At 52.3% G+C, this 22,377-nt stretch carries 15 protein-coding genes; 6 read left to right on the forward strand and 9 right to left on the reverse strand.

Going from position 1 to position 22,377, the window contains the following annotated elements:
* Nucleotides 1–43: 43 nt before the first annotated feature.
* From alkB to HVY19_RS13805, 4 genes are all read right to left on the reverse strand, one after another.
* A complete protein-coding gene (gene alkB, locus HVY19_RS13790; RefSeq protein ID WP_181681132.1) occupies nucleotides 44–694 on the reverse strand; it encodes a DNA oxidative demethylase AlkB in 651 nt (216 codons plus the stop codon).
* Complete coding sequence (gene ada, locus HVY19_RS13795) at nucleotides 694–1,758, reverse strand: bifunctional DNA-binding transcriptional regulator/O6-methylguanine-DNA methyltransferase Ada (protein ID WP_181681133.1); 1,065 nt, start codon at nucleotides 1,756–1,758, stop codon at nucleotides 694–696. Before ada ends, alkB begins: the two co-directional genes overlap by 1 nt.
* Nucleotides 1,759–1,841: 83 nt before the next feature.
* On the reverse strand, nucleotides 1,842–2,891 hold the full coding sequence (gene apbE / locus HVY19_RS13800; RefSeq protein WP_181681134.1) for an FAD:protein FMN transferase ApbE: 1,050 nt from the start codon (nucleotides 2,889–2,891) through the stop codon (nucleotides 1,842–1,844).
* 113 nt (nucleotides 2,892–3,004) lie between these two features.
* A complete protein-coding gene (locus HVY19_RS13805; protein WP_181681135.1) occupies nucleotides 3,005–4,096 on the reverse strand; it encodes a porin OmpC in 1,092 nt (363 codons plus the stop codon).
* Between the two features lie 739 nt (nucleotides 4,097–4,835).
* Between HVY19_RS13805 and rcsD the strand changes: the two genes are divergently transcribed.
* A complete protein-coding gene (rcsD, locus tag HVY19_RS13810) occupies nucleotides 4,836–7,505 on the forward strand; it encodes a phosphotransferase RcsD (RefSeq protein ID WP_181681136.1) in 2,670 nt (889 codons plus the stop codon).
* 16 nt (nucleotides 7,506–7,521) lie between these two features.
* The gene (gene rcsB, locus HVY19_RS13815) at nucleotides 7,522–8,172 is read left to right on the forward strand and encodes a response regulator transcription factor RcsB (RefSeq protein ID WP_001061919.1); all 651 of its coding nucleotides are present in this window, start codon (nucleotides 7,522–7,524) and stop codon (nucleotides 8,170–8,172) included.
* A gap of 99 nt (nucleotides 8,173–8,271) precedes the next feature.
* On the opposite strand, the gene rcsC is transcribed toward rcsB, so the two are convergent.
* The gene (gene rcsC / locus HVY19_RS13820; protein ID WP_181681137.1) at nucleotides 8,272–11,118 is read right to left on the reverse strand and encodes a two-component system sensor histidine kinase RcsC; all 2,847 of its coding nucleotides are present in this window, start codon (nucleotides 11,116–11,118) and stop codon (nucleotides 8,272–8,274) included.
* A 124-nt stretch (nucleotides 11,119–11,242) separates the two neighbouring features.
* Nucleotides 11,243–13,879 carry a DNA topoisomerase (ATP-hydrolyzing) subunit A gene (gyrA, locus tag HVY19_RS13825; protein WP_181681138.1) on the reverse strand — a complete coding sequence of 879 codons (2,637 nt, stop codon included), beginning with the start codon at nucleotides 13,877–13,879 and terminating at the stop codon, nucleotides 11,243–11,245.
* Nucleotides 13,880–14,025: 146 nt separating this feature from the next.
* Here gyrA and ubiG point away from each other — a divergent pair, with 146 nt between their 5' ends.
* From ubiG to yfaE, 4 genes are all read left to right on the forward strand, one after another.
* Nucleotides 14,026–14,754 carry a bifunctional 2-polyprenyl-6-hydroxyphenol methylase/3-demethylubiquinol 3-O-methyltransferase UbiG gene (gene ubiG / locus HVY19_RS13830; protein WP_181681139.1) on the forward strand — a complete coding sequence of 243 codons (729 nt, stop codon included), beginning with the start codon at nucleotides 14,026–14,028 and terminating at the stop codon, nucleotides 14,752–14,754.
* A 391-nt stretch (nucleotides 14,755–15,145) separates the two neighbouring features.
* A complete protein-coding gene (nrdA, locus tag HVY19_RS13835) occupies nucleotides 15,146–17,431 on the forward strand; it encodes a class 1a ribonucleoside-diphosphate reductase subunit alpha (RefSeq protein ID WP_181681140.1) in 2,286 nt (761 codons plus the stop codon).
* 118 nt (nucleotides 17,432–17,549) lie between these two features.
* A complete protein-coding gene (nrdB, locus tag HVY19_RS13840) occupies nucleotides 17,550–18,680 on the forward strand; it encodes a class Ia ribonucleoside-diphosphate reductase subunit beta (protein WP_181681141.1) in 1,131 nt (376 codons plus the stop codon).
* The gene (gene yfaE, locus HVY19_RS13845; protein ID WP_181681142.1) at nucleotides 18,680–18,934 is read left to right on the forward strand and encodes a class I ribonucleotide reductase maintenance protein YfaE; all 255 of its coding nucleotides are present in this window, start codon (nucleotides 18,680–18,682) and stop codon (nucleotides 18,932–18,934) included. The genes nrdB and yfaE overlap by 1 nt, the downstream gene beginning before the upstream one ends.
* A gap of 6 nt (nucleotides 18,935–18,940) precedes the next feature.
* Here the strand turns inward: yfaE and inaA are convergent, their stop codons facing one another.
* The 3 genes from inaA to glpT form a co-directional block, all read right to left on the reverse strand.
* Nucleotides 18,941–19,591 carry a lipopolysaccharide kinase InaA gene (inaA, locus tag HVY19_RS13850; RefSeq protein WP_181681143.1) on the reverse strand — a complete coding sequence of 217 codons (651 nt, stop codon included), beginning with the start codon at nucleotides 19,589–19,591 and terminating at the stop codon, nucleotides 18,941–18,943.
* 209 nt (nucleotides 19,592–19,800) lie between these two features.
* Nucleotides 19,801–20,877, reverse strand: a complete 1,077-nt coding sequence (gene glpQ / locus HVY19_RS13855; protein WP_181681144.1) for a glycerophosphodiester phosphodiesterase — start codon at nucleotides 20,875–20,877, stop codon at nucleotides 19,801–19,803.
* A gap of 4 nt (nucleotides 20,878–20,881) precedes the next feature.
* A complete protein-coding gene (glpT, locus tag HVY19_RS13860) occupies nucleotides 20,882–22,240 on the reverse strand; it encodes a glycerol-3-phosphate transporter (protein ID WP_181681145.1) in 1,359 nt (452 codons plus the stop codon).
* Between the last annotated feature and the right edge of the window lie 137 nt (nucleotides 22,241–22,377).

A 22,377-nucleotide genomic window follows, 5' to 3' on the forward strand; every position in this document is an offset into this window, starting at 1 on the left:
AGTTTAAACATCCCAGCACTTTCAGCAATAATAATTCTTATTTTTATTCGTTTTTACCTGCCTGGCGAAAGGTCAGATTGTAGCGACAGTCAGCGGTAATGGGATGAACTCCGTCCTTCAGCGGCTGAATGCCGTGATAAAAGAGTCGCGATTCTCCTCCCCAGACCACCACATCGCCATGTTCCAGCAAAATGCGCTTCAGCGGATCGTTACGCTTCAGGCCACCAAACTGGAAAACGGCCGGTAAGCCCAGCGAGACAGAGACAATCGGCGCGCGGAGATCCGCTTCGTCTTTATCCTGATGCAGCGAGAGTTTAGCGCCTGGCGCGTAGCGGTTAATCAAGCAGGCATCCGGCTGAAAGTCAGGATACCCCGCGGCTGTTGCCGCCTGCTGGCACAGGGTGGCGAATGATGCAGGAAAAGGCGGCCACGCAAGACCGGTAAGGGGATCGACTGGAGAATACAGATAGCCGTGGCGGTCGGTGGTCCAGCCCAGCCGCCCACAGTTGGTCATCGCCACCGACATGGTATAACCACCCGGAGTGATCATCTGACGAAACGGCGACTGGCTGGCAACCATTGCAATATCCTGCACCAGCTGTTGCGCCGTACTAAAAGCAAAGCGCCGGAGTATCACCGCGCCGGGAGCCAGCGGCTCCTGCCACGGTTGTTCATCAGCAAACAGATCGAGCATTATCCCTCCTCGCCGGGCGACTCGCGCCGGAGAAGCTGCGCTTTGCGTGAGACACCCCATCGATAGCCTGAGAGCGATCCATCCCCGCGCACCACCCGATGACACGGGATGACAATCGCCAGTTTATTCGCGCCACAGGCACTGGCGACCGCACGAACCGCTTTCGGTTTGCCAATCGCCTGGGCCAGTTGCTGATAGCTCACGGTTTCACCGCAGGGAATGGTACGCAGCGCCTGCCAGACCTGCTGCTGAAAAGCCGTTCCCTGAATATCCAGCGGCAGGGACAGCGGCACGTTACGCCCGTCAATGCTGGCGATAACATTACGAATGCGCTGCTGGAAGTTGTCATCAGCAGGTTCATCGCGGGCAGCCGGAAACAGCATTTGCAGTTCGGTCACCAGCGCAGCATCGTCATCTCCTAACAGGATGGCGCAAATCCCGCGTTCGCTTTCAGCCACCAGACAGCGCCCGAGGGAGCTATCCGTCAGCGCATAGCGTACCGCCAGTTTCTCGCCTCCTTTGCGGAACTGCTTCGCTGTCATACCCAGTGTCGCATCAGCGTGACGATAGTAGCTGCTGCTGTCAGGAAAACCGGCGTTCAGAATGGCCTGCGTTACGCTCTCACCCTGGGTCAACGCCTCCCGCAGGCGTCGGGCGCGATACGACTGCTGCCAGGCTTTTGGCGTCATTCCGGTTGTGGCTTTAAAAAGACGGTGTAAATGATAAGGACTCATTGCCACCTGCTGTGCAAGCTCATCCAGCGTGATGGGGGAATCTTGCTCAAGGAGTTGACAAGCGCGGGTGATTTTATCCAGTCGGTGCTGTTGCGCATGTTCTTTATCCGGCTGGCAGCGTTTGCACGGCCGGAAACCAGCAGCCAGCGCCGCCTGTACATCCGGGAAGAACTGCACGTTTTTGCGCAGCGCATGTTTTGCCGTACAGGAAGGTCGGCAAAAAATGCCAGTGGTCCTTACCGCAAAGACAAACTGGCCATCGGCGTCAGCATTGCGCTCCAGCACCGATTGCCAGCATTGTTCATCATTTATGCGTAGGCTATTTTTCATTGTGGACTCCTTCATTAAGCATAGTGCCTGCTTAGTGTCAGTGTGTCCGAAACAGATTGCGCAAAAACCTGCAATCTTGCTTTTTAATTTTGTTCCCGGACAAGAAAGCTTTCAAACTGCGGAGACATCCAGCTTTTGAATCCCTCCCCTTCTTTGACGACCAGATACGCCGCCAGCCCTTCCTGTCGCACGACCTCTTTCGCTTTCTGAACGCCAAGTACCATCAGTCCGGTATCCCAGCCGTCTGCCTCCAGCGCCGTGGGGGCAATCACAGTCACCGAAACCAGATTATGCGTTATCGGACGCCCCGTTTGCGGATCGATCACATGCGAGAGGCGCTTGCCGTCCAGCTCATAATAATTGCGATAGCTGCCGGATGTGCTGATTCCATGGCCGTTGATATCCACCAGCGCCTGTACAGCATTCTCGCTGTCGGTCGGTTTTTGAATCGCCACCCGCCACGGTCGACCTCCGGCATTGAGGCCGCGACTGTTCAGCGCGCCGCCAACGGAAACCAGATAGCGTGCAATGCCCTCCTGCTCCATCAGACGCGTCAGATGATCCGCCGCATAGCCTTCCCCAACGGTGGAAAGATCGACAAATAAATCAGGCAGATCTTTTTGCAGAAACTGTTGCTGCGCCTGATCGATCACCGTCAGATGTTGAAGCCCGGTTCGGGCTTTCGCCGCATCAATTTGCGCCTGCGTGGGCACCTTTACCGGCTGTTTGTCGGGACCAAATCCCCACAGATTGACTAAAGGACCCACGGTTATGTCCATCGCCCCGTGTGTTTTTTTACCAATCCGCAGGGCACTCGTGACGATATCTGCCATCGCCTCACTCACAGGCCAGGGCGCGAGACTGTGCGACTGGTTGAAGCGCATCAGCGCCGAATCGTTTTTATAGGTGGACAATAGCTGGTCGTCTGCATCCAGTTGCGCCTGAATACGGGTTTGCAGTTGCTCTGCCCGCGCTGCATCAACACCCGCAACGCTCACGCGCCAGAAAGTGCCCATCGTTTTTCCTTCCAGCACCAGAGGTGCCGGCGCCTGGGCAACGTCCGGGGCGTTATCGCAGCCAGTGAGTGTCATTGCAATCGCCAGCAACGCCGCCCGGGCAATATTCATTTCCATACGTGATTGTCCTCCAGAAAACGAAGCGCAAGATTACACCAAAAACAGCGAGCTTAGGTTGAAGACGCCATAAAAAAAGGCCCCGCAGGGCCTTTAGTCGACATGTTACGCAATTAGAACTGGTAAACCAGACCCAGTGCTACGATGTCGTCGGTGCTGATGCCAGCATCGCTGGTGAAGCGGTTGTCATCCAGCAGGTTGATTTTGTAATCAACGTAGGTAGACATGTTTTTGTTGAAGTAGTAAGTCGCGCCAACATCAACATATTTCACGATGTCTTCGTCGCCGTAACCACGACCCAGGTCTTTACCTTTAGACTGCAGGTACGCTACGGACGGACGCAGACCGAAGTCGAACTGGTACTGCGCAACCACTTCGAAGTTCTGCGCTTTGTTAGCCCAACCCAGGGTGCCCGCGCGAGTTGCGTTGTAGGTCTGGGTGTACTGTGCGGCCAGATAGACGTTGTTGGCGTCATATTTCAGACCACCGGTGTAGGTTTCAGCGCGATCGCCAGTACCGAAGTTCATCGCATTCTGGGCATCAGTACGTTTGGAACTGGAGATTGCACCACCCAGACCAAAGCCTTCGCCCAGATCGTAAGTGATAGAACCGCCTACGCCGTCGCCGTTCTGACGCAGCGCTTCACGACCGTTGTTGGTCTGGCCTTCACCGGATGGGCTACCGTTTTTACCCTGGTACTGAACAGCAAAGTTCAGACCGTCAACCAGGCCAAAGAAATCGGTGTTACGGTAGGTCGCGAGGCCGTTACCACGCTGCTGCATGAAGTTGTCAGAACCGTAGGTGTCACCACCGAATTCTGGCAGAACGTCGGTCCAGGACGTTACGTCATAGACAACGCCGTAGTTACGACCGTAGTCGAAAGAACCCGCATCAGCGAATTTCAGACCCGCAAACGCCACACGAGTCCAGGAGTTGTTTTCAGTTTCAGGCGCGTTGCCCTGGATCTGATATTCCCACTGGCCGTAACCGGTCAGTTGGTCGTTAACCTGAGTTTCGCCTTTAAAGCCGATACGCATGTAGGTCTGGTCGCCGTCATCGCCTTTGTTATCGGAGAAATAATGCAGACCATCTACTTTACCAAACAGGTCTAATTTGTTGCCGTCTTTGTTGTAAATTTCAGCCGCATTTGCTGCGCCTGCTACCAGCAGAGCCGGTACCAGGAGGGACAGTACTTTAACTTTCATGTTATTAACCCTCTGTTATATGCCTTTATTGCTTTTTTATGCCACTGCATACTGATTAACCCTCATTAACCAGTCGGCACCTTCATTCTCCGCAAAAATACAGAATAATCCAACACGAATATGATACTAAAACTTTTAAGATGTTTCAGTTATCCATCAAGGTGTTTCAAATTGTAAATATAAGGGAACTTTTTTTGAGCTATAATTAACTGAAAAATAAGCACGAATTGCCAAGAAATACAAAAAAGACAAATAAAACATAGAGTTACTTAAAATCAAAACATAGCACTGAATGATAAGACAATTTATCCTGCCGGCACTAAAATAATCAACGCTATCATCATTAACTTTATTTATTACCGTCATTCATATCTGAATGTCTGTTTACCCCTATTTCAACCGGATGCTCTGCATTCGGTTTTTTTTTACCCTTCTTTACACATGATGCTTTTATTTGTGCTACCGTCGAAAAACAATAACAAAGGTTAATCATTTCTATTTGTTCAATCACAATAAGATATCAATCAGTTATTTCTGATTATTTGCCGCTTATTTCCCGCTTCGATTGAAAAATTGCTGTACCCTATTTTCAGGGTTGTACACTTTTACCTCAGGTCGCTGGTGAATGATTTTTCAGCGAAAATACGGGATGCCATTGCGTACAGAGTGTGGAAATTCACACCGTACCCTTTATACTGCCCTTCATCTTTCGCGTTGCTTTAACAGGTCATAACCACGAATGAGTCAGTCTGATACCACGGCTACGTCGCGATTTTCTCTGCTACCGGGAAGCATAACCCGTTTCTTTTTACTGCTGATCATTGTGCTGCTGGTGACGATGGGCGTTATGGTTCAGAGCGCTGTTAACACATGGCTGAAAGATAAAAGTTATCAGATCGTCGATATTACCCATGCTATTCATAAACGTGTCGATACCTGGCGCTATGTCACCTGGCAGATTTATGACAACGTCGCCGCGACGCCCAGCTCCTCTTCCAGCGATGGCCTTCAGGAGACGCGCCTCAAGCAGGACGTTTACTATCTTGAGAAACCCCGGCGCAAAACTGAAGCGCTTATATTTGGTTCTCACGATAACGCCACGCTGGAAATGACGCAGCGTATGTCAACCTATCTTGATACGTTATGGGGTGCGGAAACTGTTCCGTGGTCCATGTATTACCTGAACGGCCAGGACAACAGTCTGACGCTGATCTCCACCCTGCCGCTTAAAGATCTCGCAACCGGATTTAAAGATTCCACAATCAGCGGGCTTGTTGACTCCCGGCGGGCAGAAATGCTCCAGCAGGCCAACGCGCTGGACGAAAGGGAAAGCTTCTCTTCGCTGCGTCACCTGGCATGGCAAAACGGCTATTATTTTACGCTGCGCACCACCTTTAACCAGCCCGGCCACCTGGCAACCGTCGTGGCCTTTGATCTGCCGATTAATGATTTGATCCCTCCAGGAATGCCGCTGGACAGCTTCCGTCTGGAACCCGATACCACGCCTGTCACCACGCGAAACAGCGATAAAGAGTCGCCAGACAGCGTTAGCATTAACTTTAACAGCTCAAAAATTGATATTTCGTCCGCGCTGAACTCCACCAACATGCGTCTTGTCTGGCAGGTTCCGTTTGGCACGCTGCTGGTAGACACGTTGCAAAATATCCTGCTACCGCTGCTGCTGAATATTGGTCTGCTTGCGCTGGCCCTGTTTGGCTATACCAACTTCCGTCATCAGCCGAATCGCTCAACGGAAATCGCCCCCAGTACGGCAGCCACCAATGAGTTGCGGATACTGCGCGCAATCAACGAAGAAATTGTCTCACTGTTGCCGCTGGGGTTGCTGGTGCACGACCAGGACGCCAACCGTACGGTCATCAGCAATAAAATCGCCGATCACCTGCTTCCGCATCTGAATTTGCAAAACATCACCAGCATGGCGGAACAGCACCAGGGGATAATTCAGGCGACCATCAATAACGAGCTGTATGAAATCCGGCTGTTTCGTAGCCAGATTGCACCGCGTACGCAGATCTTTATTATCCGCGATCAGGATCGTGAAGTGCTGGTGAACAAAAAGCTCAAGCAGGCGCAAAAACTGTATGAAAAGAACCAGCAGGGCCGCGTGGCTTTTATGCAGAATATTGGTGAAGCCTTAAAAACGCCGGTCAAAACGCTGGCGGCCAACATTGCAAAGGTTGAGTCGCCCGACACGCAGAAACTGGTTAACCAGGCAGATGTCTTAGTGCGCATCATTGATGAGATCCAACTGGCTAACCGCCTGGAAAATGATGCATGGAAAAGCGACCCGACTCTCTTTTCCGTCCAGGCGCTGATCGACGAAGTGGTTCCCGAAGTTTTACCGGCGATGAAGCGTAAAGGTCTGCAGTTGTTAATTAACAACCATCTGCGCGCGAACGATGAGCGCCACGGCGATCGTGATGCACTGCGTCAGATATTACTGCTGCTGATGCAATACGCAGTGACGACCACCGAAATCGGAAAAATCACGCTGGAAGTCAGTCAGGATGAGTCGGCTGCCGAGCGTCTCACCTTCCGCATACTGGATACCGGGCAAGGCGTCACGCTGAGCGAAGTGGATAATCTGCATTTTCCGTTTATCAGCGAAACGCACAAAGACCGTTACGGTAAAGCAAATCCCCTGGCTTTCTGGCTTTGTGACCAACTGGCACGAAAACTTGGCGGGTATTTAAACATAAAAGCGCGTGATGAATTGGGCACACGTTATACAGTCCATGTTAAAATGACGCCGCTAGATCAGCATGTGGAAGACGAAGAACGTCTGCTGGATGATGTTAGCGTCATGATAGACGTAACTTCGAATGAGGTTCGTAATATCGTGCTTCGCCAGTTGGAAAACTGGGGGGCGACCTGCATCACGCCAGATGAAAGACTCGTAAGTCAAGAATACGACCTCTTTTTAACGGATAATCCGTCTAATCTTACTGCCTCCGGCTTGCTTTTAAGCGATGATGAGTCAGGCGTGCGAAAAATAGGCCCAGGCCAGTTGCGCGTCAACTTTAATATGAGCAATGCTATGCAGGAAGCTGTACTACAACTAATAGAAGAACAACTGGCCCAGCAAGAAATTCCGGAGTCACCCCTTGGTGGAGATGAAAACGCCGAACTTCATGCCAGCGGTTATTATGCACTTTTTGTAGACACAGTACCGGATGATGTTAAGCGGTTGTATACTGAGGCGGAAAGCAGTGATTTTGCTGCGCTGGCTCAAACGGCGCACCGCCTGAAAGGGGTGTTTGCTATGCTAAATCTGGTACCCGGCAAGCAGTTATGTGAAACGCTGGAACATCTTATTCGCGAAAAAGATGCTCCAGGTACAGAAAAATACATCAGCGACATTGACGCTTACGTCAAGAGCTTGCTGTAGCAAGGTAGCCTTTTACATGAACAATATGAACGTAATTATTGCCGATGACCACCCGATTGTACTGTTCGGTATTCGCAAGTCACTTGAGCAAATCGAGTGGGTGAATGTTGTCGGCGAATTTGAAGACTCCACAGCTCTGATCAATAACCTTCCCAAGCTGGACGCCCATGTATTGATTACCGATCTCTCCATGCCTGGCGATAAATACGGCGACGGGATCACCTTGATCAAGTATATCAAGCGTCATTTCCCGAGCCTGTCCATTATTGTTCTGACCATGAACAATAACCCGGCGATCCTGAGCGCAGTTCTGGATCTGGATATCGAAGGGATTGTACTGAAACAGGGCGCGCCAACCGATCTGCCGAAGGCCCTGGCCGCACTGCAAAAAGGTAAGAAGTTCACTCCGGAAAGCGTCTCCCGTCTGCTGGAGAAAATCAGCGCGGGTGGTTATGGTGACAAGCGCCTCTCACCAAAAGAGAGTGAAGTGCTGCGCCTGTTCGCAGAAGGTTTCCTGGTGACCGAAATCGCCAAGAAGCTGAACCGCAGCATCAAGACCATCAGCAGCCAGAAGAAGTCAGCGATGATGAAACTGGGTGTCGAGAACGATATCGCCCTGCTGAACTATCTCTCCTCAGTGACCCTGAGCCCGACAGACAAAGAGTAATTCTTTACGTCAAAATGCCTGATGGCGCTACGCTTATCTGGCCTGGAGCAATAACTGTTCCGTAGGCCGGATAAAACGAAAGTCGCCATCAGGCATTTTTTATGTCCGCGTTTTGCGCACCCGCTCAGCGTACACGGCCAGCGTCTGTTTCAGCACGTCTAATGTGACCGGTTTTGACAGACAGCTATCCATCCCCGACTCCAGACAACGCTGCTTCTCTTCAGCCAGAGCGTTCGCCGTCACACCAACGACCGGTAGCGTCAGGCCAAGCTGACGGATCCGCTGCGTCAGGCGATAGCCGTCCATATTTGGCATGTTGACGTCGCTCAGAACAATATCAATGTGGTTTTTGCTCAGAACATTCAGAGCATCCACGCCGTCATTGGCCGTCTTACATTGATATCCGAGAGAACCTAACTGATCGGCCAGCAGGCGACGGTTGATCGGGTGATCGTCGACCACCAGAATCATCATGTCATCGTTGGTAATCGCCTCTTTTTCCGGTGCCGGTAACGAATTCGACAGCTCCTCGTCGTCAAGCTCGATACTGTAAATCCGTGCCAGTAATGCCGGCAGTTCATGCGGTGAGGCGACGCTATGCACCCATTCACCGGGCACTCGTTCCAGTGGGATCCCAATATGACGACGACAGAAAATCACCGCCGCACGCCCCTGCCACGGCTGTTCGAGCGCATCATCGGTGATCAACAAATCGTCACAGCCCGGCTCCTGCCCTTCATAACGGATCACCTCAACACCGTTGCGCGTCAGGCTATTTTCGACAAAATGGCACAACGAAGCGTTACGCACCGCCAGCCAACACCGTTTCTTCGCCAGCCCATCCGGCCATTTTTTCGCCGGATACTGCGCGCCATAGAGCGGTATACGAACCGTAAACTGGCTGCCCATTCCCGGTTCTGAATCAACCGAGATGTCGCCGTCCATCATGCTGATCAGTTTTTCACAGATGGCCAGCCCCAGCCCCGTACCCTGGAAATTGCGCTGAACGCCAGTCCCCACCTGGAAGAAAGGATCGAACAGACGTACCACTTCTTTCGCGGGGATCCCCACGCCAGTGTCGCGCACCCGGATACTCAGATAGTCACTGTCGCGCTGCACATGCAGCACAATGCAGCCGATATCAGTGAATTTAATCGCGTTACTCAGCAGGTTAGAAATAACCTGCTGCAAGCGCATAGGGTCGCCGTTCAGCACGACCGGTACGTCGGGTTCAATAAAGCAGTACAGCCCGAGCTGTTTGCGCACCACCAGCGGCAGGTAATTGGCCGTAATATGGCTCATCACCTCACGCGGGGAGAATTCACGCGGCTCAATTTTCAACTGCTCGGATTCAATCTTCGAGAAGTCGAGAATATCGCTGATGATTTTCAGCAGCAGGCTGGAGGAGTTGTTCATCGCCGTCACCAGACGATCGACCCCTTTTGGCAGCTCTTTCGTTTGCAGCAGATCGAGGTTACCAATGATGCCATACAGCGGCGTGCGCAGTTCATGACTCACCGTGGCAAGGAACATCGATTTAGACTGGCTCGCCTGTTCCGCCGCCTGTGCCATCTCCTGTAGAGACTCTTCCATTTTGACGCGCGAGGAGACGTCCACCAACACGCATATCGCTACGTTTTCATTACGATAGCGCGAATGTACGAAGCTAATTTGTAGATTGGTATTGTTACTGGTCAGAACATCAACGAAATTGACCTGCTGGCCGCAGATGATTTGCGTCAACCGCTGCCGATCCTCATGGGTGAGCATGTTGAGATAGGTGTGCGCCAGCTCGTTACTGAGGATGTTTATGCCGTCAGCGGTGCGCAGAATGCAGATCCCAACCGGGGCGGAAGCAACAATTTTGCGGTTAAATTGCTCATGTTCTTCCAGACGTTGGGCATCACTTTCCGCTGGAATAAAGATCCGCCGCTCGTACATTCGCGCCAGCGTAAATAACCCAATCCCCACCAGCACGTTTAAAATGATGGCGTTGAGGATCAACATTCGGATGCGTTCCAGTACCATGTCCACCGGCACGGAGTAAACGATACTTAGCGAGGATGGTGGCAGGTTTTTCTTTAGCACCAGTTCGCGAAAGCCCGGTGTGTAGCCAAACCATGAACGTTCCTGCAGCCAGCGAGGTTCAGCTTTAATGTTCCCTTCCGGACCGGCGAGTGAAATCAACGGAAGGCCATTTTCATCAAGAATAGTCACCCCCATCGGCAGGCTGCCGGGGGTAAAGAAGTTCTCCATGCGTATCGACTGTTCAACGCCCAGTAGCGCCTGAAGTCGATTGGCCAGATACACCGGCGTTAAGGCGTAGAAGTAGCCAACGCCCGGTCGCGGCCCCTGACCGACCCAGAAAAGACTGTTTTCTGATTCATCTTTCGGTGAATTGCGGTATTTCTCAATCCTTTCATGGAGAGCCTTTAGGGCGTTATCACGCTCGACCGGTATATCGCGCACACCAAAGTTTGCCATGCAGAGATTATCGCTGCCGATGAGAAAAACGCGATTCAGATCGTAAGCCGCAGAAAAATTGTCGCGCCAGTAGCGCATAAACCACGCCAGCGACTCCAGCGAGCCACGCCAGGCGTTACCCATCGCCGCACAGTCGGAATCGGCAAACAGCGGTTCGAAAGTGGGTACCACGGTTTTATCGTCACGCGCCCGCGAAGTTATCACCCCGTTTTCCGCCGTCAGACGATTCTCCGCAATATACTTCAGCTCTTTCATCACGTCAGATGTACGCTGAATGTAGCGCTGCGCCTGATCGGAACTGAGGTTAAACTCCTGACGGATTTCTGATTCCCGTTGATGTAGCGCAATCATGATATAGAACACCGAGACTAAGGCGAACATTAGCCATATCAATAGCGCCAGCGCTCTGAACAGGTAGCGCGAGACTTTGAGGGTTGTGCGAAAAGAAGCCAGATATTTCAAAAGGGCGAAGCTCCGCCTCAGGAGATAAATTGAGTGTGGTTAAGGTAGCGGGAAATACGCTTTCCCGCAACGGCAAAGCAAAAGGGCCGGAGAGTATCCGGCCCTTTCTTAGCGTAACGAGCAATTACTCGTCAGCGTCATCCGCAACATCGTCGTCGGTTTCTGCTTCCGGGGCGATATCCTCGTCCCCTTCTGCCGCGCTACCGTCGATGGAGTCGAGTTCTTCATCGTCCACCGGCTCTGCCACACGTTGCAGACCCACGACGTTTTCATCTTCCGCAGTACGGATGAGGATCACTCCCTGGGTATTACGGCCTACCACGCTGATTTCCGACACGCGCGTACGCACCAGCGTACCGGCATCGGTGATCATCATGATCTGGTCGCAATCGTCAACCTGTACCGCTCCGACAACCGAACCGTTACGCTCAGTCACTTTGATGGAGATAACGCCCTGCGTCGCGCGAGACTTGGTCGGATACTCTTCCGCCGCCGTACGCTTGCCATAACCGTTTTGTGTTACGGTCAGGATCGCACCCTCGCCACGTGGGATAATTAACGAAACGACTTTGTCTTCGCCTGCCAGCTTGATGCCGCGTACACCGGTCGCGGTACGGCCCATTGCACGGACGGCGTCCTCTTTAAAGCGCACCACTTTACCCGCCGCAGAGAAGAGCATGACTTCGTCAGAACCGGAGGTCAGATCCACGCCAATCAGCTCATCGCCTTCGTTCAGGTTCACCGCAATGATCCCGGCTGAACGCGGACGGCTGAATTCGGTCAGCGCCGTTTTCTTCACTGTGCCGCTGGCGGTCGCCATAAAGACGTTCACACCCTCTTCGTACTCGCGTACAGGCAGAATAGCGGTGATACGTTCGTTGGCTTCCAGCGGCAGCAGGTTGACGATCGGACGTCCACGCGCACCACGGCTCGCTTCCGGCAGTTGATAAACCTTCATCCAGTACAGACGGCCCCGGCTGGAGAAGCAGAGGATCGTGTCATGGGTGTTGGCCACCAGCAGACGGTCAATAAAGTCTTCTTCTTTAATACGTGCTGCAGATTTGCCTTTACCACCACGACGCTGTGCTTCGTAGTCGGTTAACGGCTGGTACTTGACGTAGCCCTGGTGAGACAGGGTCACCACCACATCTTCCTGATTGATCAGGTCTTCAATGTTGATGTCCGCGCTGTTGGCGGTGATTTCAGTGCGACGCGCATCACCAAACTGATCGCGGACCAGTTCCAGCTCTTCGCGGATCACTTCCATCAGGCGATCGGCGCTGCCCAGAATGTGCAGCAGTTCAGCGATCTGTTCCAGCAGCTCTTTGTACTCGTCGAGCAGTTTTTCATGCTCAAGCCCGGTCAGTTTCTGCAAGCGCAGATCCAGAATCGCCTGGGCCTGCTGTTCCGTCAGGTAGTACTGACCGTCACGCACGCCGAATTCAGGCTCCAGCCACTCCGGACGGGCCGCGTCGTCACCTGCACGTTCCAGCATTGCCGCCACGTTGCCCAGATCCCACGGACGTGCGATTAAGCCAGCTTTCGCTTCGGCCGGCGTAGGCGCACGACGGATCAGTTCAATGATCGGGTCAATGTTCGCCAGCGCAATCGCCAACGCTTCAAGGATGTGCGCACGATCGCGGGCTTTACGCAGTTCGAAAATCGTACGACGGGTGACGACTTCACGACGGTGACGCACAAACGCTGAAATGATCTCTTTCAGGTTCATGATCTTCGGCTGACCATGGTGCAGTGCCACCATGTTGATCCCGAAGGAAACCTGAAGCTGCGTCTGAGAATAGAGGTTGTTAAGCACAACCTCCCCGACCGCATCGCGCTTGATTTCAATCACGATGCGCATGCCGTCTTTGTCAGACTCGTCACGCAGCGCACTGATGCCTTCAACGCGTTTTTCTTTTACCAGTTCCGCAATTTTCTCGATCAGGCGCGCTTTGTTCACCTGATACGGAATTTCATGAACGATGATAGTTTCACGACCGGTTTTCGCGTCAGCTTCAACTTCCGCGCGAGCACGGATGTATACTTTGCCACGACCGGTACGGTAGGCTTCTTCAATACCGCGACGACCGTTAATGATTGCCGCAGTCGGGAAGTCCGGACCTGGGATATGCTCCATCAGCCCTTCAATGCTGATGTCTTCATTGTCGACGTAAGCCAGGCAGCCGTTGATCACTTCGGTCAGGTTGTGCGGCGGAATGTTGGTTGCCATCCCGACGGCAATACCCGAGGAACCGTTGACTAACAGGTTCGGGATCTTGGTCGGCATAACGTCAGGAATGCGTTCGGTGCCGTCGTAGTTATCGACGAAATCCACCGTCTCTTTTTCCAGGTCTGCCATCAGCTCGTGGGCGATTTTCGACATACGGATTTCCGTATAACGCATCGCTGCGGCGGAGTCACCATCGACAGAACCAAAGTTACCCTGACCATCTACCAGCATGTAGCGCAAGGAAAATGGCTGCGCCATACGAACAATGGTGTCGTAGACGGCAGTATCACCATGAGGGTGGTATTTACCGATTACGTCACCAACAACACGGGCAGATTTTTTATAGGCTTTATTCCAGTCATTGCCCAATACGTTCATGGCGTAAAGTACGCGACGGTGTACCGGCTTCAGGCCATCTCGGACATCTGGCAGCGCACGGCCAACAATGACCGACATCGCATAGTCCAGATAAGAGCTCTTCAGCTCTTCCTCAATGTTGACCGGTGTAATTTCTCTCGCAAGGTCGCTCATCTAACCGCTATCCCTCTACTGTATCCCGGATTCAAAGGTCGGAAATTATAACACAACCGCGCTGATTGAGGTAAACCTATCCCGTTTATTCGTAGAGAATGCCTGATATACTCATTCGTCTTGCCATATAAGGAGTAAAAGCCACGATGAATGCCGAAAAACAGCCGGTAAACCACAACGTTGACCACGAAGAGATCGCCAAATTCGAGGCCGTCGCGTCGCGCTGGTGGGATCTGGAAGGCGAGTTTAAGCCGTTGCATCGTATTAACCCCCTGCGTCTGGGTTACATTGCCGAGCGATCGGGCGGTCTGTTTGGTAAAAAAGTGCTTGATGTCGGCTGCGGTGGCGGCATTCTGGCTGAAAGCATGGCCCGTGAAGGGGCGACGGTAACCGGGCTGGATATGGGTTTTGAGCCGTTACAGGTGGCAAAACTGCATGCGCTGGAAAGCGGTATTCAGGTTGACTATGTGCAGGAGACAGTAGAAGAACACGCAGCCAAACATGCGCACCAGTACGATGTCGTGACCTGCATGGAGATGCTGGAGCATGTCCCCGATCCACAGTCGGTCGTCCGCGCCTGCGCGCAACTGGTTAAACCCGGTGGGGACGTGTTTTTCTCAACCCTCAATCGCAATGGCAAATCCTGGTTGATGGCGGTCGTCGGTGCAGAATACATTCTGCGGATGGTGCCGAAAGGCACTCATGATATTAAAAAGTTTATTAAGCCCGCCGAGCTTCTTGGTTGGGTGGATCAGACGGTGTTGCAAGAACGCCACATCACCGGACTGCATTTCAACCCCATTACCAATACCTTCAAACTCGGCCCCGGCGTCGATGTGAATTATATGGTACATACCACGGCAAAAGCCGACTGACCTGAAGGCCGGATGTCGACGCTTCGGCGTCTTATCCGGCTGCAAAAAAAATTAAAAATCCGAAAAATTTGACTCAGGCACCAGGAAGTTTCTTTACCTTCGTTGAAGAAATCAGCACTCGATCAAATTATCTATTTTTTTTATGAATTGTTGACATCCCCGCCAGGCCTTATAAGACGCGCACTTAGCCTTTCTAACCCTTTCGCAACCTCAATTTAACCTCAAAATCAACTCTTGTACTGAAAAGAATCCCAACTAGAATACTCACCATATAGCGTTTACTTTAACACCGAACCCCTACATGTAGTATTTATCCACAGAGTTAATCACAAGATTGCTTTGTGGATAGTACAGGGGATATTTTTCTTTCACGGACAGGTAAAAAAACCACATGAATCAGAGTCTGCTGGTGACAAAGCGTGATGGTAGTACAGAGCGCATCAATCTCGACAAAATCCATCGGGTTCTGGATTGGGCGGCAGAAGGACTGAATAACGTTTCGATTTCTCAGGTCGAACTGCGCTCCCACATCCAGTTTTATGACGGTATCAAGACATCCGATATCCATGAAACGATCATTAAAGCCGCCGCAGACCTGATCTCTCGCGACGCGCCAGATTATCAGTACCTGGCTGCCCGCCTGGCCATTTTCCATCTGCGTAAAAAAGCCTATGGCGAGTTCGAGCCGCCGAAGCTGTTCGACCATGTAGTGAAAATGGTTGAGATGGGCAAATACGACAATCATCTGCTGGAAGACTACACGGAAGAAGAGTTCAAGCAGATGGACTCGTTCATCGTACACGACCGCGATATGACCTTCTCTTACGCTGCCGTTAAGCAGTTAGAAGGCAAATATCTGGTTCAGAACCGCGTCACCGGTGAGATCTACGAAAGCGCCCAGTTCCTTTATATCCTGGTCGCCGCTTGCCTGTTCTCTAACTACCCGCGTGAAACCCGTCTGGAATACGTTAAGCGTTTCTACGACGCCGTTTCAACCTTCAAAATTTCTCTGCCTACGCCAATCATGTCCGGCGTACGCACCCCGACGCGTCAGTTCAGCTCCTGTGTGTTGATCGAGTGCGGCGACAGTCTGGATTCCATCAACGCCACCTCCAGCGCGATCGTGAAATACGTTTCCCAGCGTGCCGGTATCGGCATCAACGCCGGTCGCATTCGTGCGCTGGGCAGCCCGATTCGCGGCGGTGAAGCGTTCCATACCGGCTGTATCCCGTTCTACAAGCACTTCCAGACGGCGGTGAAATCCTGCTCTCAGGGCGGCGTGCGCGGCGGAGCAGCAACCCTGTTCTACCCTATGTGGCATCTGGAAGTCGAAAGCCTGCTGGTGCTGAAAAACAACCGTGGCGTGGAAGGAAACCGCGTGCGTCACATGGACTACGGGGTGCAGATCAACAAGCTGATGTACACCCGCCTGCTGAAAGGTGAAGACATCACCCTGTTCAGCCCGTCCGACGTTCCTGGCCTGTACGACGCGTTCTTCGCCGATCAGGACGAATTTGAGCGCCTGTACACGCAATACGAAAAAGACAACAGCATTCGCAAACAGCGGGTGAAAGCGGTTGAGCTGTTCTCGCTAATGATGCAAGAACGCGCCTCAACTGGCCGTATCTATATTCAGAACGTTGACCACTGCAACACCCACAGCCCGTTCGATCCGCAGGTCGCACCGGTTCGCCAGTCCAACCTGTGTCTGGAGATCGCGCTGCCGACCAAACCGCTGATGGACGTGAACGACGAAAACGGTGAAATCGCGCTGTGTACGCTTTCTGCGTTCAACCTCGGGGCGATTAACAGCCTTGACGAGCTTGAAGAGCTGGCGGTGCTGGCGGTACGTGCGCTTGATGCCCTGCTGGATTATCAGGACTACCCGATTCCTGCGGCAAAACGCGGCGCAATGGGCCGCCGTACGCTGGGGATTGGCGTCATTAACTACGCCTACTATCTGGCGAAGCACGGCGTGCGTTATTCCGACGGCAGCGCCAACAACCTGACGCACAAAACCTTTGAAGCCATTCAGTACTATCTGCTGAAGGCGTCAAACGAACTGGCTATCGAACAAGGTGCCTGCCCGTGGTTTAACGAAACCACCTATGCGCAGGGTATTCTGCCAATCGACACCTATAAGAAAGATCTGGATGCGATTGTCAGCGAACCGCTACATTACGACTGGGAGCAGCTTCGTGAGTCAATCAAGACCCATGGCCTGCGTAACTCCACGCTTTCCGCGCTGATGCCGTCTGAAACCTCTTCGCAGATCTCTAACGCGACGAATGGTATTGAGCCGCCGCGCGGTTACGTGAGCATTAAAGCGTCGAAAGACGGGATTCTGCGTCAGGTTGTGCCGGACTATGAGCATCTGGGTAACGCTTACGAACTGCTGTGGGAAATGCCCGGTAACGACGGCTATCTGCAACTGGTTGGCGTGATGCAGAAATTTATCGATCAGTCGATTTCCGCTAATACCAACTACGATCCGACGCGCTTCCCGTCAGGGAAAGTGCCGATGCAGCAATTGCTGAAAGACCTGCTCACCGCCTATAAATTCGGTGTGAAAACGCTGTATTATCAGAACACCCGAGACGGTGCGGAAGATGCGCAGGACGATCTGGTGCCCTCCATTCAGGACGATGGCTGCGAAAGCGGCGCATGTAAGATTTAATGAAAGATGCCGGATGGCGGCGTGAATGCCTTATCCGGCTTACAAATGACTTCGCGGTATTGTAGGCCGGATAAGCGAAGCGCCATCCGGCATTACATTGCAGACAGGACTCACATTCATGGCCTACACCACCTTTTCACAGACGAAAAATGACCAGCTTCTGGAACCGATGTTTTTCGGCCAGCCGGTAAACGTTGCCCGTTACGATCAACAAAAATATGACATCTTCGAAAAGCTGATCGAAAAGCAGCTCTCGTTCTTCTGGCGCCCGGAAGAAGTTGACGTTTCCCGTGACCGCATCGACTATCAGGCGCTGCCGGAACATGAGAAACACATTTTTATCAGCAACCTGAAATATCAGACGCTGCTGGACTCCATTCAGGGACGCAGCCCGAACGTGGCGCTGCTGCCACTGATCTCGATCCCGGAACTGGAAACCTGGGTAGAAACCTGGGCCTTCTCCGAGACCATTCACTCGCGCTCGTACACCCATATCATCCGCAACATCGTGAACGATCCGGCGGTGGTGTTTGACGATATTGTCACCAACGAGCAGATCCAGAAACGTGCGGAAGGCATTTCCAGCTATTACGACGAGCTGATTGAGATGACCAGCTACTGGCATTTACTGGGCGAAGGTACGCACACGGTTAACGGCAAAACTGTGACCGTAAATCTGCGCGAACTGAAGAAGAAGCTGTACCTGTGCCTGATGAGCGTAAATGCGCTTGAAGCCATTCGTTTTTACGTCAGCTTTGCGTGCTCTTTCGCCTTTGCCGAGCGCGAGCTGATGGAAGGTAATGCCAAGATTATCCGCCTGATTGCTCGCGACGAAGCGCTACACCTGACCGGCACCCAACATATGCTGAACCTGTTGCGCAGCGGCGTTGACGATCCTGAAATGGCGGAAATCGCTGAAGAGTGCAAGCAGGAGTGTTATGACCTGTTCGTCCAGGCGGCATTGCAGGAAAAAGAGTGGGCAGATTACCTGTTCCGTGACGGTTCGATGATCGGCCTGAACAAAGACATTCTTTGTCAGTACGTCGAGTACATCACCAACATCCGCATGCAGGCCGTAGGCCTTGATCTGCCGTTCCAGACCCGCTCCAACCCGATTCCGTGGATCAACACCTGGCTGGTGTCCGATAACGTTCAGGTTGCTCCGCAGGAAGTGGAAGTGAGTTCTTACCTGGTCGGTCAGATCGATTCTGAAGTCGATACTGACGATCTGAGCAACTTCCAGCTCTGATGGGCCGCGTTACGCTACACATTACTGGCACACAGCTGCTGTGCCAGGATGAACACCCTTCCCTGCTCGCTGCATTAGAATCCCATAATGTCGAAGTCGAATACCAGTGTCGGGCAGGCTACTGCGGTTCCTGCCGTACGCGATTGATTGCGGGCCAGGTTGACTGGCTCACCGAACCGCTGGCGTTCGTGCAGCCGGATGAAATTTTGCCCTGCTGTTGCAGGGCAAAAGGCGATATCGAAATTGAAATGTAACGACGCCTACAGCGCGTAGTAATACGCTTTGACCTGTTCCCAGTCCGCTTTCGGAATTGGGCTCAGGTACTTCTCCAGTTGCGCGAAATCGTGATTGACGGCTTTATGACGGCGGAAACGACGGCGGCTTTTTTCCAGATCTAAAAAACCGGCTTCGACAGTCCCTTCTGATTTCACGTAAATATGACGAACGTAACAGCAGCCATGCTGGCGGTTAACGCTGTGCATCTTTTTGAATGCTACAGCAACCGCTTTTAGCATCGCATCGCGAACACCGTCTGGATACGGCGATATCGTATGCTGCTGATACCAGTCGGCAATGCTGATAAACCCTTTCATATCTTCCGTGATCAGCAGTGCCCGCCACTCACCGTCGATTTTCGTCGCTTTACCATAAACGATTTTCGGCACAATCACGCCCGCACGTTCCAGTTCCTGAATCACATCCATTTCACGCACGATGGTGGGCCGACCAAAGGGATAACGCACAGAATGAAACAGATGCTGGGTCATACGTTTGACATAAAGCTTTTTGCCGTCTCGCTCGATGCACTGTACGCCGCTCATTCCTTTGCGACGAAAGTTAGGTTCTTCAACCCAATCCCCTTCCGTTGCCCACCAGTCGTTAAATTCATCATGCGCTGTTGCCTGTGACATTCCGCCCGTCCGTTATAGTAACCATGATTAACATTCAGTTCGTGAATATAATGCTTCTTCTTAAGGAAATCTTAAGTTTTTCGTGCATGGCTAAGAACGCTGGGACGGAGAACGCATTTTTTGATAATCAGAAGCATAAAAAAACTGCACCTTACTCAGCGGTAACCCGCCTTTGGGGTGCAGTTGTTCAGTACGACTCGGCGTACGGGTTACTCTTTACGTAAGAACACAACCGCTTTGTCGGGGAAGTCGGTGAACAGCCCGTCTACGCCCGCTTTATTGTACAGAATGTCATACAGCTGATTAACGTCCGCCGCGTAATCCGGCAGTTGATCGGCGCGGACAGTATAAGGATGAACCGTCATCTTATTCTGCTGCGCTTCTTTCGCCATATTGGTCAGGACAATGTTGCCTTTCTTCGATTTCTCGTCGATCAGCATATGATAATCCGGACCCACACCATCCGCATATTCAGCAATCTGCTTCATCGCGCCCGGCTTGAACATCCAGTCGTAGTTGTAATTCACCCATTTGCCGTCCGGCTGTTTTTCTTGGGTTTCATTCCAGTCGGTATAGGCAATAAGCTGCACCAGGTTCAGATCCATCCCCATCTTTGGTTCCAGCTCGTTCTTGATGCGCTTAAGTTCAGCGGCATCAAAACTTTGCAGATAGACCTTGTCCTGTTTGTCGCTATAGCCATACTTTTTCAGCACTTCCAGCGTCTTAGCCGCAATATCCTTCCCTTCCTGGTGATGGAACCATGGCGCTTTGATCTCTGGGTAAATCCCAATGTTCTTACCGGTGGAATGATTCAGCCCCTGAACAAACTCGATCTCTTCCTCAAAGGTATGCACGCGGAAGTCCGATTTCCCCATCGGGAAACGGCCAGGATAGGTTTGCACCTTCTTACCGTTTTCCAGATCAAACCCTTCGGTAAACTTCAGGGATTTGATTTCATCCAGGGTAAAGTCGATCGCATAGTAGCGGCCATCTTTGCGTGCGCGATCCGGGAAACGTTCAGCAACGTCCGTTACGCGGTCCAGATAGTGGTCATGAAGGACAACCAGACGGTCATCCCTGGTCATCACCAAATCCTGCTCCAGATAATCCGCACCCTGTGCGTAGGCCATTGCCTTTGCAGGAAGGGTATGCTCAGGCAGATAACCGCTCGCACCACGGTGGGCAATCACCACTTTATCCGTGTTACTGGCCGCCATCGCACTGCTTCCCATTACCGTGCCTGCCATCATCAGTGCCAGACTCAGGTTTTTCAGTGCCGTTTTCATTCCATTAGCCTCCGTTGCGTTTCATTTGCATCTCAGCATGATGGCGTTTTTCACCAAACATCACGACAACCAGCAGGATAACAGCCAGTATGCTGCCGCCGATCATGACCATAAAGCCGCCATCCCAGCCGAAGAAGTCCACGGTGTAACCGACGATGGCGCTGGCCGCCACCGAACCACCCAGATAGCCAAACAAGCCAGTGAAGCCCGCTGCAGTCCCTGCCGCTTTTTTCGGCGCCAGTTCCAGCGCATGCAGACCGATCAACATAACCGGACCATAAATCAGGAAGCCGATGACGATCATACAGATCATATCGACGGTCGGGTTACCCGCCGGGTTCATCCAGTAAACGATGGTGGCAATTGTCACCAGGGTCATAAAGAACACGCCGGTTGCGCCACGGTTGCCACGGAACACTTTATCCGACATCCAGCCGCACAGCAGCGTGCCGGGGATCCCTGCGTATTCGTACAGGAAGTAGGCCCAGGACGATTTATCCAGCGCAAAATGCTTCACTTCTTTCAGATAGGTCGGTGACCAGTCGAGGATGCCGTAGCGCAGCAGATAAACGAACACGTTAGCGATAGCGATGTACCACAACAGTTTGTTCGGCAGAACGTACTGCATGAAGATCTGCTTCGCGGTCAGCTCTTCTTCCGCTTTTTCGTTATAGTCGTCCGGGTAATCGTTTTTGTACTCTTCGATAGGCGGCAGACCACAGGATTGCGGCGTATCACGCATCATCGCAAAGGCAAACAGCGCGACAATGATTGCGCCAAACGCAGGCATATACAGCGCTGCTTTCCAGTCGTTAAACCAGGCCATACCCAGCAGGAACAGCAGCGGAGGAATACCACCACCGACGTTATGCGCACAGTTCCATACTGACACGATGCCGCCACGTTCTTTCTGCGACCACCAGTGCACCATGGTACGTCCACACGGCGGCCATCCCATTCCCTGGAACCAACCGCAGAGGAACAGCAGAACGAACATAATGGCAATGCTTGAAGTCGCCCAAGGGACAAAACCCATGAACAGCATCACCGCCGCCGCCAGGATCAGACCGGCTGGCAGGAAAACGCGCGGATTCGAGCGGTCGGAAACCGACCCCATGATGAATTTCGAAAATCCGTAAGCAATAGAGATACCCGACAAGGCAAAACCTAAATCACCCCGTGAAAAACCCTGCTCAACCAGGTACGGCATGGCGAGTGCAAAGTTCTTGCGCACCAGATAGTACGCGGCATAGCCAAAAAATATCCCCAGGAAAATCTGCCAGCGAAGCCGACGGTAGGTCGGATCGATCTCCGCTTGAGGCAAGCGCGCTGTATGCGCGGCTGGTTTAAAAATGCTCAACATAATGTAGCCTCCGTGGCCCGTCTTTGAGTAGTGGTCAACATCGCAGTCTTTATCCAAAACCCCGCTGCTTCTGGTTTGCCGCGATGTTAAGTAAAGATACATGGCGTTAATGTGAATTACAGCACATATTGTTACAA

This window comes from Citrobacter sp. RHB25-C09, from assembly GCF_013836145.1.
GTDB lineage: Bacteria > Pseudomonadota > Gammaproteobacteria > Enterobacterales > Enterobacteriaceae > Citrobacter_A.